Genomic DNA, 17089 nt, shown 5'->3' with positions numbered 1-17089 from the left:
TCAATCGATTTAAACACCCGTTAACTCACTCATGGACAACAGTATGCTTCGAATTTCAGGTCGACAAGAGCCGCAGCCTGTTCCAGCACCCGTTTTTTGACAGAGTTGCTGGAAGTCGGTGCAACCAGCTTCGATAGCCCGCTCTAAATTTCCCTGACCAACGGTGTTACACGAACATACCAGTTTACCTTCGACCGGGTCTACGCTCTTACTGGATCGCAAAAGCTGAAGGCGCTTTTCGGAGAGCTCTATGCCGTTTGCAATCAGGTCGCGGAATTCCGTAAATTCGTTTTTATCGCCAACCAGGATAGCCCCAACCAGCTTGTCGTGGTGTACGATACATTTCTTGTAATAGCGCTTTGCTTTGTCGATAAAGACAATTTCTTCATAGCCAGATTTTCCCGCCGGGACTTCACTGATACCGATGCTGCATAAATGCAGTCCTTCCATTTTCAGAATGTTCATGGACAGACTACCCCGGTACGGCTGAGAAATATCACCGGCAATAAATCGGGCGGCTGTTTCTGCCTGCTGCTCGGCGGCTAAGGTTACGCCCCACATGTGACCGTTCCACTGCGCTACTTCACCAGCCGCAAAAATAGCGGGATCGGACGTTTGCAGGTAGTCATTTACCACTACTCCTCGATTGCAGGTAAGTCCTGCTTCGCGCGCCAGTTCGATATTAGGTTCGGTGCCGATTGCCATGACAACGACCTGACACGCCAACTGGCGGCCTGATTTTAAGCGAACACCATCCAACTGGTCAATGCCAGCAAACGTCTGAATTTCTTCGTTGAAGTACACCTCAATGCCCCGGTCGAGCAGTTCCAGGTAAAGTAATTCGCTGGCCAATGCGTCAAGCTGCCGCTCCATAAACCGGCCCGACCGATGAATCAGCGTCACACGAACATTAATTTGCCGGAGCGAAGCCGCCAACTCCAAGCCAAGCAAACCTCCACCCACCACTACCGCGTGGGGCGCGTCGCCGGTAAGAAACGGCAGCAGTGAATCAGCATCGAGTCGTGAACGCATGTTGAAGATGCCCGGCAATTTAGGAATCCCTTTCGGCATAAAGGCGCGACTTCCTGTTCCAAGCAGCAGCTTATCGTATGTATGTTCGACCCCTTCTGTATCCGTAACGACTTTGGCTTTCCGGTCGATATGCGCAATGCCCACGCCTTTGTGAACGATTATGTTGGCTTCGTTGAACTGATCTTCACGCAATCGGACAAGCTGATCCCACGTTTGCTCTCCGCTGATGTAGTCGGGCAGCAAGACCCGATTGTAAAAGGGGTAAATCTCTTTTGAAAATACGTGAATCTCATCCTGATTTACGTTCGGCTCCAGCGACCGGTACGCATTAATAAAGCCTAGCCCCGCCGATCCGGCACCAATAACGATTATTTTTTCAACTGGCTTTTTGTAAGGAACTACCTCTACCGCCGAAAACTTAAAATCCGGTTCTTTGGAGCGCGGATCAACCAGTGCATTGGTCAGGTTGTTGGCCCGATTCAAGTTACTGTTCAGCATCTTACCCCAGTGCATTGGCATAAAACACAAGCCGGGCCGGACGTCATCGGTCAGTTGCGCTTTTACCCGAACCACTCCCCGCCGTCCCTGCACCTCAACAAGTTGCCCCTGGCGAATGCCACGAACCTCAGCATCGGCGGGATGAATTTGCAAAAACGGCTGTGGGTTATGTTGGTTAAGTTTCGCAACGCGTCCCGTCTTCGTCATGGTATGCCACTGATCCCGAATGCGACCCGTGGTAAGGACAAGGGGAAACTGCTCATCCGTTGGCTCCGATCTATTCTCGTCCGGTACCGGGTGTATCTGCGCCCGACCGTTTGCTGTGTGGAATTGATGGTTGGCGAATAATCGTTTTGTTCCTGCCGTGCCGTCCGCTCTGTCGTTCATCGAATACGGCCATTGAATTGTCCGGTTCTGCTTTAGGATGTCATAACTTACGCCCGTTACATCGATGCTTGTTCCTTCCGTAATTTTTGCGTATTCTTCGTACACCTGTGCGGCTTCGGTATAGTCAAAAGAAGCGCCAAATCCCATTTTCTGCGCGAAACGCCAGATAATTTCCGCGTCGGGCAGAGCCTCACCGGGCGCGTCGAGTACTTTGGGCAGATAGCTGATTCGACGTTCAGCGTTGGTCATTGTTCCCTCCTTCTCCAGCCAGGCCGCAGCAGGCAATACCACGTCGGCAAACTGGACAGTGTCGGCCCGGTTCGAAACATCCTGTACCACCACAAAGCGGGCCTTTTTCAGCGCCTTCTCGGTCGCGTTGACATCGGGCATACTTACCAGTGGATTGGTGTTGATTATCCAAATGGCTTTCAGTCGATCATCTGACAAGGCGTCGATCATTTCAGTCGCTGTCAACCCTGGTTTTGCCGCAATCTGGATTGGGCTATTCCAGAAAGCTTCCACTTCGGCGCGGTGTGCGGCATTGGTCACATCGCGATGAGCGGGCAGCAGATTAGCCAAACCGCCTGTTTCGCGCCCACCCATTGCGTTAGGCTGACCCGTTAGCGAGAAAGGTCCATTGCCCGGTTTACCGATCCGACCCGTAATTAGGTGCAGGTTGATGAGCGACAGATTTTTGTTAACGCCGACTGCCGATTGATTGAGGCCCATTGTCCAGAGCGACAGAAAACCCTTTGAACGGGCAATCCAGCGCGCAGCGGTGTAAATACCTTCTGAGGGAATCCCACACAACTCGGCAGCTTCGTCGATGGATCGTTGCATCACCTGTTCACGGTACGCGGTAAATCCATCGGCGTGATTGACGATAAATTCGTTATCAACAGCGTTATTTTCGATCAGCAAGCGACCAATCGCGTTGTTCAGCACAATGTCCGTACCGGGTCGGATGGGTAAGTGTAGATCAGACGAGCGGGCGGTATCGGTACGGCGGGGGTCTACGCAAATGATTTTGACGGTAGGGTTAGCGGCTTTGTGTGCTTCAATCCGACGCCAGAGAATAGGATGGCACCAGGCTGGATTAGCTCCCTCGACCAGAAAAACGTCCGCTTCTTCAATATCGTCGTAACAAACGGGTACAGAGTCTTCACCCAATGTCAGTTTATAACCGACCACCGCCGAACTCATGCATAACCGGGAATTTGTATCGATGTTATTTGACCCGATAAAGCCTTTGATAAGCTTGTTGACCAAATAATATTCTTCCGTCAGGCATTGTCCCGATACGTAAAACGCAACGGAATCAGGGCCGTATTTTTGAATCAATGTTCTGAAAACAGCAGCCGTTCGTTCCAAAGCTGCATCCCAACTCACCCGTTGCATGGGCATCGACCGATTGAACCGCATCTGCGGATACAATAGCCGATCCGACTGATCCATGACGGTGTAATGCAAATTCATTCCTTTGGAGCAAAGCATGCCCTTGTTGGACGGATGTTGCGGATCACCTTGCAGGCTCAGTCGCCCGTTCTGCTCCTGTTTGATCACGATTCCACAGCCAACGCCACAGTAGCAACAGGTAGTTTGGTGAGTCATAAGTTTTCAGAGAAAATAAGAAAGTAGCCCTTGACGCGTTGCTATTCTTTTTGCCAACTAGGCGGTTTGCAGTTCCGCTTCCGTTGGCTCAATCACGACGGCTTTACCGAAATTGACCAGGAACAAGAGTACCCCCACAACGGCAACAATGCAGCCGATGTACAGAAACGCCTGACTGTAGGAAATCGATTGCGACTTGAACAGAAAGCCCATTAGCATCCCTCCTACGTTACCACCGGCACCGACAATACCGGATATCATCCCTACTGCTTTCGGATTAACAAACGGAACAATGGCGTACGTACCGCCATTCGACATTTTCAGGAATAATGCGAAAGCAAGCATTGATGCAATAGCCATCGGTAAACTCCCCGCCTGCGCGAACAGGATAACGCCCAGCCCTTCGAGCAATAACATACTGGCTAACAGGATACCTTTACCGCGCATACCGTATTTGTTTCCTACTTTATCGGCTACAATTCCCCCCAATGCACGGGCAAAAATGTTCATGCCGCCAAAGAGCATAGCCCAAAAACCAGCCTGCGTTTCCTCCATCTTAAAGTTATCGAAGAAATACAGCGCGGCTACCCCATCGAAGGTAATTTCCATCCCGAAGCAGCAGCCATACGCCAGTGCCAGCGCCCACACCCGAACGTCAGAAATGGCTTTACCGAAGATAATTTTTTCACCCTTATTGGCGGAATAACCACCCTTTTCTAGTTCGACGGAGCTGTCGCCGTAGTTGCCATTCGGAGTATCTTTCGTAAAACGGTAGTAGACGAAGGCCATGATCAGCATCATTACTCCTGGTACAACCATTGCCAGCCGCCAAGCTTCCGGCTTGGTGTAGCCTAAACCGACGATAGCGGCCATGATCAGCGGCATTGCCACCTGCGTTATACCACCACCAAGATTACCCCAGCCACCCGCTACCGCATTGGCCGTCCCTTTGATTTTTGGCGCAAACATCATCGACGTGTGAAACTGCGTAATCACAAATGACGCGCCGATGGTGCCAATCGCTAATCGAAATAATAAAAACGTCGTGTAATCGTGCGCCAGTCCGACCAGCATAACCGGTAGCGAACCCAGCACCAATAAAGCCGTATACGTTTTACGTGGTCCCCACGTATCGCAAAGTTTACCTACCAGCAGGCGGGCAAAGATTGTCGCTGACACGGCGGCAATGATCGTGTTGCCAACCTGTGGTTTTGTCAACCCCAAATCGGCTCGAATAGCGGGCATTAGCGGAGCCAGCCCGAACCAACCAAAAAAGCAAACGAAAAAAGTGAACCACGTAATGTGAAACGTACGCATCTGAATTCCGTTAAATCGGAAGACATTGAGGGACTCAAGCGGTTTGTTAACGTTCATGATTAGATCGTGTTTGAGATTGGTGAAAACGTGTGTGAAATCACTATGGATAAAATCAGTTTTGAGAAACTAAGCGCACAGGAGAAGGATTACTTACTCGCAAAAAAATCGGGTTTGATATTGATCATCAGATAAGCCCACGTGCCTACTTTATCTTTCTGATTCATCGTGCCCTGCTTCGTGTATTCCAGCGTATTGGTACCGTTCATGATCGCATATCCGGCTTCCAGCATTGTGTATTTATTGAGCGCGTACGTAGCAACCAGATCGTATTCGACGCCTAACTTCGCAGATAAGGGAGTTGCTGAAGTCACATCGGGCTGCTTGTTGTAGGTGGTATTGGCTAAGGCAAAATAGTGGATGTCAAACGTCGTACTCAGGCGTTTACCGGTGTATCTGACCTTTACATAAGCATCCTGCAAACCTCCCGATGGCGAGCCGGTACCCGCGTAGAAGTAATCCATCAGGCCCCAAAACTTATGAGGTGTGCCGTAGAGTGGATCGAAGCGATTTGTTTCACCCGCTTTGAGGGTAGCGTCATTGTTGCCCGATACAATTTCATAGCCAGGCCCCACGCCAAAATTCCCTTTCTGAACGATGGCATTTGCACCGTAGTGATGCGCTTTTCTGATCTGCAATCCGTCGCGGTCTTTGCCGGTTTGCCAGTACCCAAAAGCCTGCCAGAACACTTTGGTCGCAATGCCGGACTGCCCGGTCAACATCCCTCCGTACGTTACCCGTGAATTTGTACCAGACTGGTCATAACGTCTCCCATATACGTAACCGGTAGAAGCAGTACCAATTGAGTCGAGCCGGTACTTTTGAAAATCATCTTTGAAAACCAGCGCGGAGAATTTCGCCTGTCGAAATTTGCGTGTCAAATACGCCATCTGAAACGATTTGAACTGTTGGTTCTGCCCGTTTGTACTTACCGCATTGACAACCACTGGCGCACCGCCCTTCCCTACTGTCGGCAGAAAGCCGGACGGTACCGGTAGCGTTACGTTTTGTGTTGATAAAGCCGATGTCGGTACGTTGGCGGGGGTGTAATACGTGCCCGCCAAGCCAAATGCATCGGTATTTTGGTTGAAGCCTACGCCCAGATCGAGCGCCCAACCGTTGTGCTGTGCTTTTAACAGTGCAGCATCGAAACGGCGGCCCTGCTGCAACCAGTCTAGATTACCGATTAATCGGGAATCGTCGTACACCATTTCCTGACGACCGATTTTCAGGGATAGAAAATCAATTACTTTCGATTTGATCGTTGTGTCGGCGCGGTTCAGCAGAACAATGTCACCCCACGCTTCGTGCACCATCAGCCGATTGCCGTCAGCGCTGGAGATGGTTGAAGCGTCCTGCCCCCAAACACGTACGTCCTGAACGGCAAAGCCAAAGGTTATCCGTTCCCATTTGTAGCCGAAGGTCAGCCGCGCCCGCTGCGACGTAAAAAAAGCGGGCGAAGCACCTGCCAACGGTAAATTAGCGACACCGTTACGAAGTTCCGTGCGGGTTCTGAGTTGACCAATCAGTGAGAATTGCGCTTTCAGCTGCGGGGTTGAACCGAGTAAGCCAACACCGAGCAGCGCTAACCGCGTCAGGTAAGATTTAGTCATTTTGAGTGAATTGGGTGAGAAAATGAATCGCTTTGGCAATGGTATTCCTACCTACACAGGAATGTGTAGTAATCAATACATTACAGGATAACGGAGCTGGGTCTACCAACTAGATTCCGAATACAATACGGCGTTGGCCCCAGTTGATAGCAGACGGAGATTTGCTTTACGAGTAGCTTTTCATTTTCTTTGACATGTTTGTGTTTTTCGCATAGACAAACCCTGTTAAGCCGGTCCAAAGGTGCCCCCACACCGGATCGGCTTTTTATTATTAGCTAACCAGCGATACGTTGTGCAGGCATTCCGCTAAATACGACGGATGCAAGGAAACGACATCGCCGATGACAAGAACAGCAGGCGCCCCCACGCCATGCTCTTCTACCAACTGCGGAATACTCCAGACTTGCCCAACGACGCTTTGTTCATCAGCCCGCGTCCCGTTTTGAATTACTGCCATTGGTAAATGACCGCGTCCGGCCTGGCAGAACATGGCGCAGATTTCGCCTACTTTGTTAAGTCCCATCAGGACAACTACGGTCGCTTTCGACTGAACGGCCAGCCGCAAATCGTCGGATAATTCACCATCCCGCGTTGTACCCGTGATTACCCAAAAGCTTTCACTTACACCCCGACTGGTAACGGGTATTCCCTGCGATGCAGGAACCGCAATGCAGCTGGAAACACCTGGGACAACCTGACAGTCGATGCCATACTGCCGGGCGTAATCCGCTTCCTCGAAGCCCCGACCAAACACATAAGGGTCTCCGCCTTTCAGCCGGACCACATGACCGTGCTCCTGTGCCAGTCGAACGATTAGGGTGTTAATTGCCTCCTGCGAAAACGACAGCTTGCCAGCGCGCTTGCCAACGTATGTCTTGAGCGCATGTGCTGGTGCAAAGTCCAGCAAGGATGCATTCGCAAGGTCGTCATAGAGCACAACATCGGCCTGTTTCAGCGCTCTGATCCCTTTTAATGTAATCAATTCGCCGTCGCCAGGACCCGCTCCTACTAGTGTAAGCTTTGGCTGCATAATAGTAGTATTTAATCAGCTGCATAGTAGATATCTACTATTTGCAGCTAGTAATAATCATTCGTTATTACGCTTCAAAATTAGGTACGACATTCTTAAAAACAAGACTTAAGCCAATAATTATTTTTAATAAGGCACTTTAAACAAAATTTAACATTAGGAATTAATACAAATGCATTTTACTTTTGACGCGGTTGTTTTAGGGGGAAAACAGCTCGATTATTAGTAAAGTGCAATAATAAAACAGGGTTTTTATACACTTATAGTTGTTATTGACTATGGTCGAACACACAAACAAGCATGTTGTTGTCATTGGCAATGGCATGGTAGGCTACAAATTCTGCGAAAAACTGGTAGCCAAACAAAAAGATCAGGGTCGTTTCACAGTGACGGTTTTTGGGGAAGAACCGCGCGCTGCCTACGACCGCGTCCATTTAAGCGCCTATTTCTCGGGCAAAACAGCAGATGATTTGACCCTGGCTCCTGTTGGGTGGTACGCCGAAAACAATATCAACCTGTATCTGACAGACCCCGTGGTCGATATCGACCGGGAACGGAAAGAGGTACGTTCACACCACGGCGTCGTAGTACCTTATGACTATTTAATCCTGGCGACCGGCTCAGGTGCTTTTGTTCCGCCGGTAGCTGGCGTAGAAAAGGACGGTGTTTTTGTTTACCGCACGATTGAAGACCTTGAACTTATTCAGTCTTACGCGGGCAAATCCCGGAATGGTCATGCGTTGCGCGGAGCGGTACTGGGGGGCGGTTTGCTTGGTCTGGAAGCAGCCAAGGCGTTGCTTGATTTAGGATTGGAAGAAGCACACGTCGTCGAATTTGCCCCGCGTCTGATGCCCCGGCAAATTGATGACGCCGGTTCGGGGGTTTTACAGCAGCAACTGGAATCGCTCGGATTGACCATTCATCTGTCTAAAAACACGCAGGAAATTACCGGTGGCGATTGCATCACGGGTATGCAGTTTACCGACGGATCGCACCTGGAGGTCGATATGCTCGTGATTTCGGCGGGTATTCGTCCACGGGATGAACTGGCCAAAGCTGCCGGACTCAACACCCACCCACGCGGAGGAATAGTAGTTGATAATGCGCTGCAAACCTCGGACCCCAGCATTTTTGCGATTGGCGAATGTGCAGTTGCTCACCACATGATTTATGGTTTAGTAGCTCCCGGTTACGACATGGCGGAGGTGGTAGCCTCTCAACTCATGGGTGTACCGAAAGAGTTTAAGCCGTTCGATATGTCCACGAAGCTAAAGCTGATCGGTACGGATGTAGGTAGCTTCGGTGACCCCTTTGCGAGTGAATCGGACCACCGCACGATCGTTTACGAAAACAAAGCGAAAGGCGTTTACAAACGTATCAACGTGTCGGCGGATGGTAAGTATTTGCTGGGCGGTATTCTGGTGGGTGACGCTGAGCAGTACAACATGCTGTTGCAGACCTGCAAGAACAAGACTATTCTGCCGCCTGATCCAGAGGATGTTATTTTAGGATTCAGAGGGGGTGAAGAATCGGGTGCGGGCGTAACCAGTCTTCCCGACGACGCGCTGATCTGTTCCTGCGAAGCCATCACGAAAGGAATGATCTGCCATGAGATCAACGAGAACGGACATACAACGGTCGATGCGCTAAAGAAAGCAACAAAGGCTTGTACAGGCTGTGGCGGTTGTACACCCATGGTGAAGGATCTGCTCCAAAGCGTATTAAAAGAGAAGGGCGTTTACGTACGTAATGTACTCTGCGAGCATTTCGATTACACCCGTCAGGAGCTGCTTGATATGGTGAAAATGAACGGAGCAAAAACCTATACCGACGTTCTCAATACGTTCGGGCGGGGCGATGGCTGCGAAATATGTAAGCCCGCCGTGGCCTCGATTCTGTCGAGCTTGTGGAACGAGAACATTCTCACCAAAGATCGTGCTCCTATTCAGGATTCGAACGATCGGTTCCTGGCCAATATTCAGCGGGGCGGTACGTATTCGGTTGTGCCACGCGTAGCTGGTGGTGAAATCACGCCCGAAAAGCTGATTGTAATCGGTCAGGTTGCCCAGAAATACGGCCTGTACACAAAAATCACGGGCGGGCAACGGATTGACCTGTTTGGCGCTCACGTCGGTGATTTACCCAAAATCTGGGAAGAATTGATTGCTGCCGGTTTTGAAAGTGGTCACGCGTACGGGAAATCGCTGCGCACGGTCAAGAGCTGCGTAGGAACAACCTGGTGCCGTTTTGGCGTACAAGATTCCGTCACCTTTGCCATTGAGTTGGAAAACCGGTACAAAGGCTTACGATCACCCCATAAACTCAAATCTGGTGTGTCGGGCTGCACGCGCGAGTGCGCCGAAGCGCAAAGCAAGGATTTTGGCATTATTGCTACCGAAAAAGGCTGGAACGTTTACGTCTGTGGCAACGGCGGTACCAAGCCACAACACGCTCAACTGCTGGCATCCGATGTAGACAAGGAAACCTGCGTGAAGCTGCTTGATCGGTTCCTGATGTTTTACATCAAAACGGCCGATCCGCTGGCCCGTACTGCGGCCTGGCTCAACAAAATGGAAGGCGGAATGACGTACCTGAAAGCGGTTGTGGTCGACGACATTCTAGGCATTGCGGCTGATCTGGAACGCGAGATGCAAATGATTGTCGACACCTACGCCTGTGAATGGAAAGAAGTTGTCGAAAACCCAGAACTCCGCAAACGTTTTACCCACTTTGTCAATGCTGTTGAGGTAAAAGATCCTACGGTGGAGTACGTACCGATGCGTGATCAGATCCGTGCAAAGGACTGGGTTTAGGTTCTTGACCGGATTAGTAGAATTTGCAGGATGGAGTAGATCCGAAAAATCTTGTCAATCCTGTTCATCCTGTCGAAAAAACAAAATTCTTATTCTAAAAAACTTTCCTATGGAAGCGCTCACAATTGACACTGAACAAATAACCTGGCACGCCGTCTGCCGCGTCGATGACATTCCGGAAGATGGTGGTGCCTGTGCACTCATCGGTGGACGCCAGATTGCCATTTTTAATTTCACGCGCCGGGGCGAATGGTACGCTACGGATAATCAGTGCCCGCACCGCCAGCAGATGGCACTCGGTCGTGGCATGATCGGTAGCCAGGGCGACGAACCAAAGGTTGCCTGCCCCTTTCATAAACGGACGTTCTCCCTCAAGACGGGCCAATGCCTGAACGACGACAATTATCGCATCAACACCTTTCCGATACGTGTTGAGCAGGGCGTTGTGTACATTGGCGTTTAAAAATAGCAGCAAGTATGGACATAAGAGCTGACTTAGTCGCTTGGCCTGTCCGGATACTGTTTACCGTACTTTATGAATCAGCTTGATCAACAGGTAGCCCACCGACTGACACGGTTTTATTTACTGGCACTTACCGTCATTGCCGTCCTGTCGATCAGTGGGCTACTGTTTATCCGAAGTACGCTGAACAATCACTACGATGATAGCCGGATCGTCAACGTGGCTGGTCGTCAGCGAATGTTAAGTCAGCGATTAACGAAACTTGCCCTCCTGCGAGTAACGGGTTTATCGGCTGCGGATACGATCTCGTTTGATTCGTTGCAACGGACCTGGGCGCAAACGCATAGCCAACTACGAAACGGTATGCTTCGGATGGAAACGGTTTACACGGTACGTAAAAGCGCTGCACTCGACAGCATGTTTACCCGCATAGAACCTTACTTTCAATCGCTCAATCAACGCTTTGATCAGATCAAAAGTCCTACAGTTTCTCCCACCGACAAGCAAGCAGCGCTCCAGATCATCTTACGCGATGAGTTGCCGTTCGTACAGCAGATGAACGACATTGTTTTCCAGTTCGACACCGAAAGTTTTGAGCGGGTAAAAACCCTGGAACGCATCGAGTGGCTATTGGCAGCGGCTACTTTGCTGACCTTACTCATCGAAGGATTTTTCGTATTCAGGCCCGTAGTCAATCACACCAAGCAGGTTATCCGTAGGCTGGATCAGTCAGAAAAAGCGTTACAAGTAGCTAATTCGAGCCTTGAAGTTGTCAATCAGCATCTGGAAATGACGAATCAGGATCTGGCGACTTCTAATCAGCAGTTGGTCGCTACGCAGGCCGAATTAGTGCAGGCTACCGAAGAAAAATACCGCTTGCAGCTTTCCGAAGCAACGGTACGTTCGGCGGCACTTCTGGAAGGGCAGGAAGAAGAGCGAAGGCGGTTTGCCCGCGAACTTCACGACGGTATTGGACAGATGCTCACGGGGCTGAAACTACACGCTGAAAAGCTTAAATCGATGGTTATCCACGACGAGAAGCAAAAAATGCGTTTCGCTGAATTGTGCGACCTTATCTACGATACCATCCAGACAACCCGGCAAATAGCCTATAACCTGATGCCATCGACGCTAAGTGATTTCGGCTTAGGTGCCACCTTACAGCTCTTGGCTGACCAAACAGCTCGTTCGTCGGGTATCGATGTTATTTTTGTCGGTGAGCGGGAAGGTGAACGGCTCAGCCCTGCCATGGAAATAGGTCTGTATCGCATTGCGCAGGAAGCCCTGCATAATGCCGTCAAATACGCCGGTGCCCAGTTGATTCGCGTAGTCCTGGTACAGACTAGCCGTAAGCTGATTTTATCCGTGGAGGATGACGGAAAAGGATTCTCGATGAAAGCGTTACCGAAGCAGGAAAACGCTTCGGTAATCGTAAATGGCCTCCAAAATATGAAAACAAGAGCTCATTTGTTCAACGGCGATTTGACGATAACCTCTAAGCCTAAAAAAGGAACATCAGTCAAAGTCAGCGTCAATTTATTAACTCATTGAGTATGTCGATACGTATTCTTGTTATTGATGATCATTCCGTTGTCAGAAAAGGCATTCGAATGCTGTTGGAAGACGAAGCCGATATACAAATTGTGGGCGAAGCCGCTGACGGTACCGAAGCGATTGACTTACTGCCAATGATTCAGCCTGACGTTTTACTGCTGGACATTACCATGCCTAAACTATCAGGCATCGAGACCCTGAAAATCGTCTCTAAACAGTACCCTGGCATTAAGACGCTCATGTTCAGTATGCACAACAATCCTGATTATATTTTGAACTCGGTGCAGAACGGAGCGGCTGGTTATCTGCTGAAAGACACCGACCAAAAAGAAATCTTACAGGCGGTACGCATGGTGGTTAACGGCGACTTGTATTACCCGCCCAACGCTTCGTCAATCATTATCAAGAGCCTCGTAAAACCCGGCAAAAGCATTCCCAAAAGCAACGACGAGCCAGTCGCCAAAGAGCCATCGATCTGGAGTAAAATTACAGCTCGTGAAGAACAAATTTTGACCTGTCTGGTCGATGGGATGAGTAGTTCGGCGATTGCCGACCGGTTTGGAATCAGTATCAATACGGTTGCGAATCAACGAGCGAGCATCATTCGCAAAGCTGGCGTCAAAAACACAGTTGAGCTGATTCGACTGGCCTTGCAAAATAAACCCCAGCAATGAGGCTCCTATTACCTTACACGACTGAATTGACTCGGTCTGAATTGACTCGGTCTGAATTGACTCGGTATCAACGTATCTGTTATAGCGCTACACGTTTGTATAACAGTTGTTCCGTAATCAGCATGCTCATGGTTCAGCCAGCATTTTGTTTTTTCCGATTAGGCCAATAGGTTTGATGCCTAAACAAATAGGTATGGACCATACAGCAGCACAATTATTGGAAGACAGCCTTTTAAAGGTGTGGAGCGAACGCGACGAGGAAAAACGAATGGCCGTTATAACGCGAATTTATTCAGCTGACATTGTCTTTTACGAAACCGATAACACTCCAGTTATCACGGGACACCAAGCGATAAATCAGCTCATTAAAAGTCTACAAGCTCAGTGGCCGCCAGAATTTACGTTTAAGCTTACCAAACCAGCGGTAGCCAACCACGGTGTCAGTCATGTAGCCTGGACGCTAGGAGTAGCGAATGCAACACCAGCCGCTAGCGGTATGGATATTGCCATCGTTAAGGATGGACTCATCAAAGAATTATACCTGTATCTCGATGCTACTGCAAGCTAATTATAAAGACTGCCCGACCTACTTTTGTAAGCCGGGCAGTCTTCAATAGAAATGCACTAGTCATTTTCTACCTACCAATATAAGCTTATTCTTCGTCGTTTCCCTGATCAACGTGACCATGAATAAATCCACCGGGCAACTCTTCCTGATCCTCCAGAGGTGTATCCCCCGGTTCGTGGGTTCCTTCCTGACGCAGAATTGACTCTCTGTCATCAGCACTGCTTCCTCCTTGATCTCCGTCTCCTCCTGGCGAATACCATCTGATCGTCTTCATAGCTACTTGGGTTTTGTGCGAGTAATAGACCGTATAACGTTGTCAAAGCAGGCTAGGTTTGTAAAACAGAGAATACGGTCAGCTCGAGAAGATTTATCAGAAATGCTAGAGTCAACTACAAACCATATTCATTGAATCCCTTTAACCTTCACTTCTTGAAAACATATAAACTAAATTTTAAAAATAACCTTGTTCTATAAATGCAGGTATTTTGATGACTCTTTCTAACTCAACTAAACGCTAACTAGCTGGAAAAGAAACACATTGCCGCTTTGACCTACCTATCAGATAGATTACTCCTATTTCTCGATAGATTATTTGACAACATATTGACAATCATTTTTTTATGATTTTGCTTGGATAACTAAATTTTGCCGATAACCTTTGCGCATCATCGCTGTTAATAAAGCAAGCGTATGCAACAACAAAAGTCAGCTAGCTGGCTTATTTATTTATCAAACAAATCTATATAATATATAGATTATGAATAGTATTAGTTTAAACTGGCTTGCTCTTGCTATTCCTTTCTTTCTGCTCATGATGGGGCTAGAATATCTGCTAGCCAAAGCCATGAAGAAAGTTTATTTCCGGTTCAACGATTCCATCGCTAATTTAAGCGTGGGGATCGCTGAGCGTTTGCTGGACCTGTTCACAGTAGGCGCTTTTTACGGAGTTTATGACTACCTGCATCGCCACTATGCTTTGCTATCCATCAAGCCTTCAGCGTGGACTTGGGTTGCCCTGTTTTTTGCAACAGATTTTGTGTGGTACTGGTATCATCGGTTCGCCCACGAGGTCAATCTGTTTTGGGCGGCTCATGTTGTACATCACCAGAGCGAGGAATTCAATTACACGGTTTCGGCTCGAATTACTGTCTTTCAAGCGCTTATTCGTACCGGATTCTGGGCTATCCTGCCCATCATTGGCTTTCCGGCAGGTATGATTACGACGCTGCTGCTGTTCCATGGTTTGTACCCATTTTTTATTCATACCCGCACAATTGGGAAGCTAGGTTTTCTAGAATACATCCTTGTCACTCCTTCTCACCACCGGGTTCACCATGCCAGCAATCCGCAGTACCTCGATAAAAATTACGGGGATGTACTTATCATCTGGGATAAACTCTTTGGTACGTTTGCGCCCGAAGTAGAAGAACCCGTGTATGGTCTGACCAAACCACTTCGCAGCTACAGTTTTCTTTGGCAACAATTTCATACCCTACTGGAGCTTTTGGAAGCGACTCGTCGCACGAGCGGTATTCGCGCCAAAGTCAGATTGCTCTTTGGCCCGCCTGATCGGATTGACGGGCAGATAAGGGACCAGTTGGCTACTCGCTTTTTTGTGGCAGCTCACCCCCTCACGCTGGTCCAGTCGATTACCCGCTTGCGAGGATACGTGGTCGGTCAGATCATTGGTTTATTAGTCCTGCTGTTCGGCCTGACTTTGTTTGAACAACAGATCCCCCTTCTCTGGCAGGTGATGATGGCGCTCTTTATCCTCCTAACCCTTATCAACTGTGGTGCTATTCTGGAACAGCGGCAGTGGGTCATTCACCTGGAACTCGCCAGATTGATCGTTCTGTGGGCTTTTCTGTACGTTACCACCGGCGATCCGATTCTCATTATACTGGCCTACATCGGTGCCATAAGCTGGTGGGCTTATCAATCCCTTATCCAGCGCGTTTACTTCAATTTCTTATTCGGACTCGCTAAACAACCAGCACAATGACAGTAGGAAACAACAGTGAATCAGAGAAACTACCCGGAGTGGTTATGACAAGTTTGTCGTTGTCTAAACAGAAAAATTGATGGAATCGAACCTTCTATGCCCTGTCGATGGGGTTCAAATCAACGAAACGAAAGTGCGCCTGACCGCCGGGTTCATTTTACTGATAACCTTGGTGTATTTACTGACAGGCTGGGTACTGCTGCCTGTGCTACTACTGGCTGACTTTGGTTTGCGGAGTTTTCATGTAGGCGAGTATAGCCCTTTGGGAAATGGAGCGTCCTGGATCGTGAAAGTGCTTCGGCTACCCTATAAAGCGACAGATCAGGCACCAAAACGATTCGCGGCTCGCATCGGCTTTGGCTTCAGTCTATTGATTCTAAGTCTTGATCTGGCTCATCGATCAACGCTACTTCCGGCCAGCATACTGGCTGTTTTTGCCGCCCTTGAATCCTTTTTTGGTTTCTGCGCGGGCTGCTATGTCTATACGTTTTATGTACGCCTGTTTTCACGGGCCGCTTAATTGACTCATCCTATGCTTACAAATTCCACGCTGCTTCCTGACCAATTGACGCAGGTACTATCCGCCCAGCAACTTGATTTTTTCGACAAGAATGGGTTTATCCATATCAAACAGTTCGTCGACCGTCTGACAGTGCAGACTTTCCTGCATGAGATTCAACGGGTCGAAGCGATTTGGCTAGCTGAAAACGTAGACACTGTGAACGGCACGCCCCTCAAATTTGGGCACGACGAGACTGGCCGTCAGATCATTCAGCGGTTTGCCTTTACATCGCAGTTCAGCCCGCTCCTGAGTCAATTTCTGAAAGATCCTCGTCTGCAAGGACTTACACAACTCTTATCGCCCTTCGAAGGCCGGATCAGTCCGAACGAAAAAGATGGCTTGGTTGTCAACCACTACGTGCGAACGCCAAACAGTAATTTTTCGCGGATGGGCTGGCATACGGATAGCCCACGGGATCTGTTCCTGGGTCGGCGCATTCGCCCAATGCTCAACGTTGGTTTACATCTGGACGATTGTCCACAGGCTAACGGGGGTTTACGGGTCCTACCGGGCACGCACCGGCAATCGGTGCTGCTGACGTTGTTTCGCAAGCGCCAGTTTATCGACCACCGGCCAGACCCGCGTGAGGTAGGATTTGACATCGAAGCGGGTGATCTTACCATTCACAATGGGAGTTTGTGGCACCGCGTCGAGCAATCGCCCCATCTAGGAGCAGCCAGTAGACGGCGTGTGATGTACATCCCGATCATTACGGGTGACTACCAACCTAAGCATGCCTCCAGTAAAACGCCTTTTTACCACCGTTTCGCCCAACGGATACAGGATTAATCTATTAGAAAGACCACTAAGGCAAAACTTTGGCGGAAACCAGATGTTTGGCGATCGAAAAATAGAAGATCACGCTGCGATAAATAGACAGGAAACAAAAAGCCCCACTTGCACAGCAA

13 protein-coding genes are annotated in these 17089 nt (G+C 49.2%); 8 read left to right on the top strand and 5 right to left on the bottom strand.

Features of this window, described 5'->3' with window-relative positions:
• Positions 1–9 precede the first annotated feature (9 nt).
• The 4 genes from LQ777_RS24385 to cobA form a co-directional block, all read right to left on the bottom strand.
• Positions 10–3528: a nitrate reductase gene (locus LQ777_RS24385; protein ID WP_232563076.1), complete on the bottom strand. Its 3519-nt coding sequence runs from the start codon at positions 3526–3528 to the stop codon at positions 10–12.
• A gap of 57 nt (positions 3529–3585) precedes the next feature.
• Entirely contained in the window at positions 3586–4902 is a 1317-nt protein-coding gene (locus tag LQ777_RS24380; RefSeq protein ID WP_232563075.1) for a NarK family nitrate/nitrite MFS transporter, read from the bottom strand.
• A gap of 89 nt (positions 4903–4991) precedes the next feature.
• Positions 4992–6515, bottom strand: coding sequence for an alginate export family protein (locus LQ777_RS24375; protein WP_232563074.1), 1524 nt, complete (start codon positions 6513–6515; stop codon positions 4992–4994).
• Positions 6516–6786: 271 nt separating this feature from the next.
• Entirely contained in the window at positions 6787–7545 is a 759-nt protein-coding gene (gene cobA, locus LQ777_RS24370) for a uroporphyrinogen-III C-methyltransferase (protein WP_232563073.1), read from the bottom strand.
• A gap of 278 nt (positions 7546–7823) precedes the next feature.
• Between cobA and nirB the strand changes: the two genes are divergently transcribed.
• The 5 genes from nirB (at position 7824) to LQ777_RS24345 (ending at position 13617) form a co-directional block, all read left to right on the top strand.
• A complete protein-coding gene (gene nirB, locus LQ777_RS24365; protein WP_232563072.1) occupies positions 7824–10358 on the top strand; it encodes a nitrite reductase large subunit NirB in 2535 nt (844 codons plus the stop codon).
• 109 nt (positions 10359–10467) lie between these two features.
• Complete coding sequence (nirD, locus tag LQ777_RS24360; protein ID WP_232563071.1) at positions 10468–10821, top strand: nitrite reductase small subunit NirD; 354 nt, start codon at positions 10468–10470, stop codon at positions 10819–10821.
• A gap of 72 nt (positions 10822–10893) precedes the next feature.
• The gene (locus tag LQ777_RS24355) at positions 10894–12372 is read left to right on the top strand and encodes an ATP-binding protein (RefSeq protein WP_232563070.1); all 1479 of its coding nucleotides are present in this window, start codon (positions 10894–10896) and stop codon (positions 12370–12372) included.
• Between the two features lie 2 nt (positions 12373–12374).
• Positions 12375–13049, top strand: coding sequence for a response regulator transcription factor (locus LQ777_RS24350; RefSeq protein ID WP_232563069.1), 675 nt, complete (start codon positions 12375–12377; stop codon positions 13047–13049).
• Between the two features lie 193 nt (positions 13050–13242).
• On the top strand, positions 13243–13617 hold the full coding sequence (locus LQ777_RS24345) for a nuclear transport factor 2 family protein (protein ID WP_232563068.1): 375 nt from the start codon (positions 13243–13245) through the stop codon (positions 13615–13617).
• An 85-nt stretch (positions 13618–13702) separates the two neighbouring features.
• On the opposite strand, the gene LQ777_RS24340 is transcribed toward LQ777_RS24345, so the two are convergent.
• Positions 13703–13891 carry a hypothetical protein gene (locus LQ777_RS24340; protein WP_232563067.1) on the bottom strand — a complete coding sequence of 63 codons (189 nt, stop codon included), beginning with the start codon at positions 13889–13891 and terminating at the stop codon, positions 13703–13705.
• Positions 13892–14374: 483 nt separating this feature from the next.
• Here LQ777_RS24340 and LQ777_RS24335 point away from each other — a divergent pair, with 483 nt between their 5' ends.
• From LQ777_RS24335 to LQ777_RS24325, 3 genes are all read left to right on the top strand, one after another.
• Entirely contained in the window at positions 14375–15619 is a 1245-nt protein-coding gene (locus LQ777_RS24335) for a sterol desaturase family protein (protein ID WP_341871382.1), read from the top strand.
• 79 nt (positions 15620–15698) lie between these two features.
• Positions 15699–16139 carry a DUF4395 domain-containing protein gene (locus LQ777_RS24330; protein ID WP_232563066.1) on the top strand — a complete coding sequence of 147 codons (441 nt, stop codon included), beginning with the start codon at positions 15699–15701 and terminating at the stop codon, positions 16137–16139.
• 12 nt (positions 16140–16151) lie between these two features.
• Complete coding sequence (locus LQ777_RS24325) at positions 16152–16970, top strand: phytanoyl-CoA dioxygenase family protein (protein ID WP_232563065.1); 819 nt, start codon at positions 16152–16154, stop codon at positions 16968–16970.
• Positions 16971–17089 lie beyond the last annotated feature (119 nt).

The sequence above is a fragment of the Spirosoma oryzicola genome (assembly GCF_021233055.1).
In the GTDB taxonomy this organism is placed as follows: domain Bacteria; phylum Bacteroidota; class Bacteroidia; order Cytophagales; family Spirosomataceae; genus Spirosoma; species Spirosoma oryzicola.
Note: the sequence above shows the minus strand (reverse complement) of the source record. Positions and strands in the feature narration are given on the sequence as shown.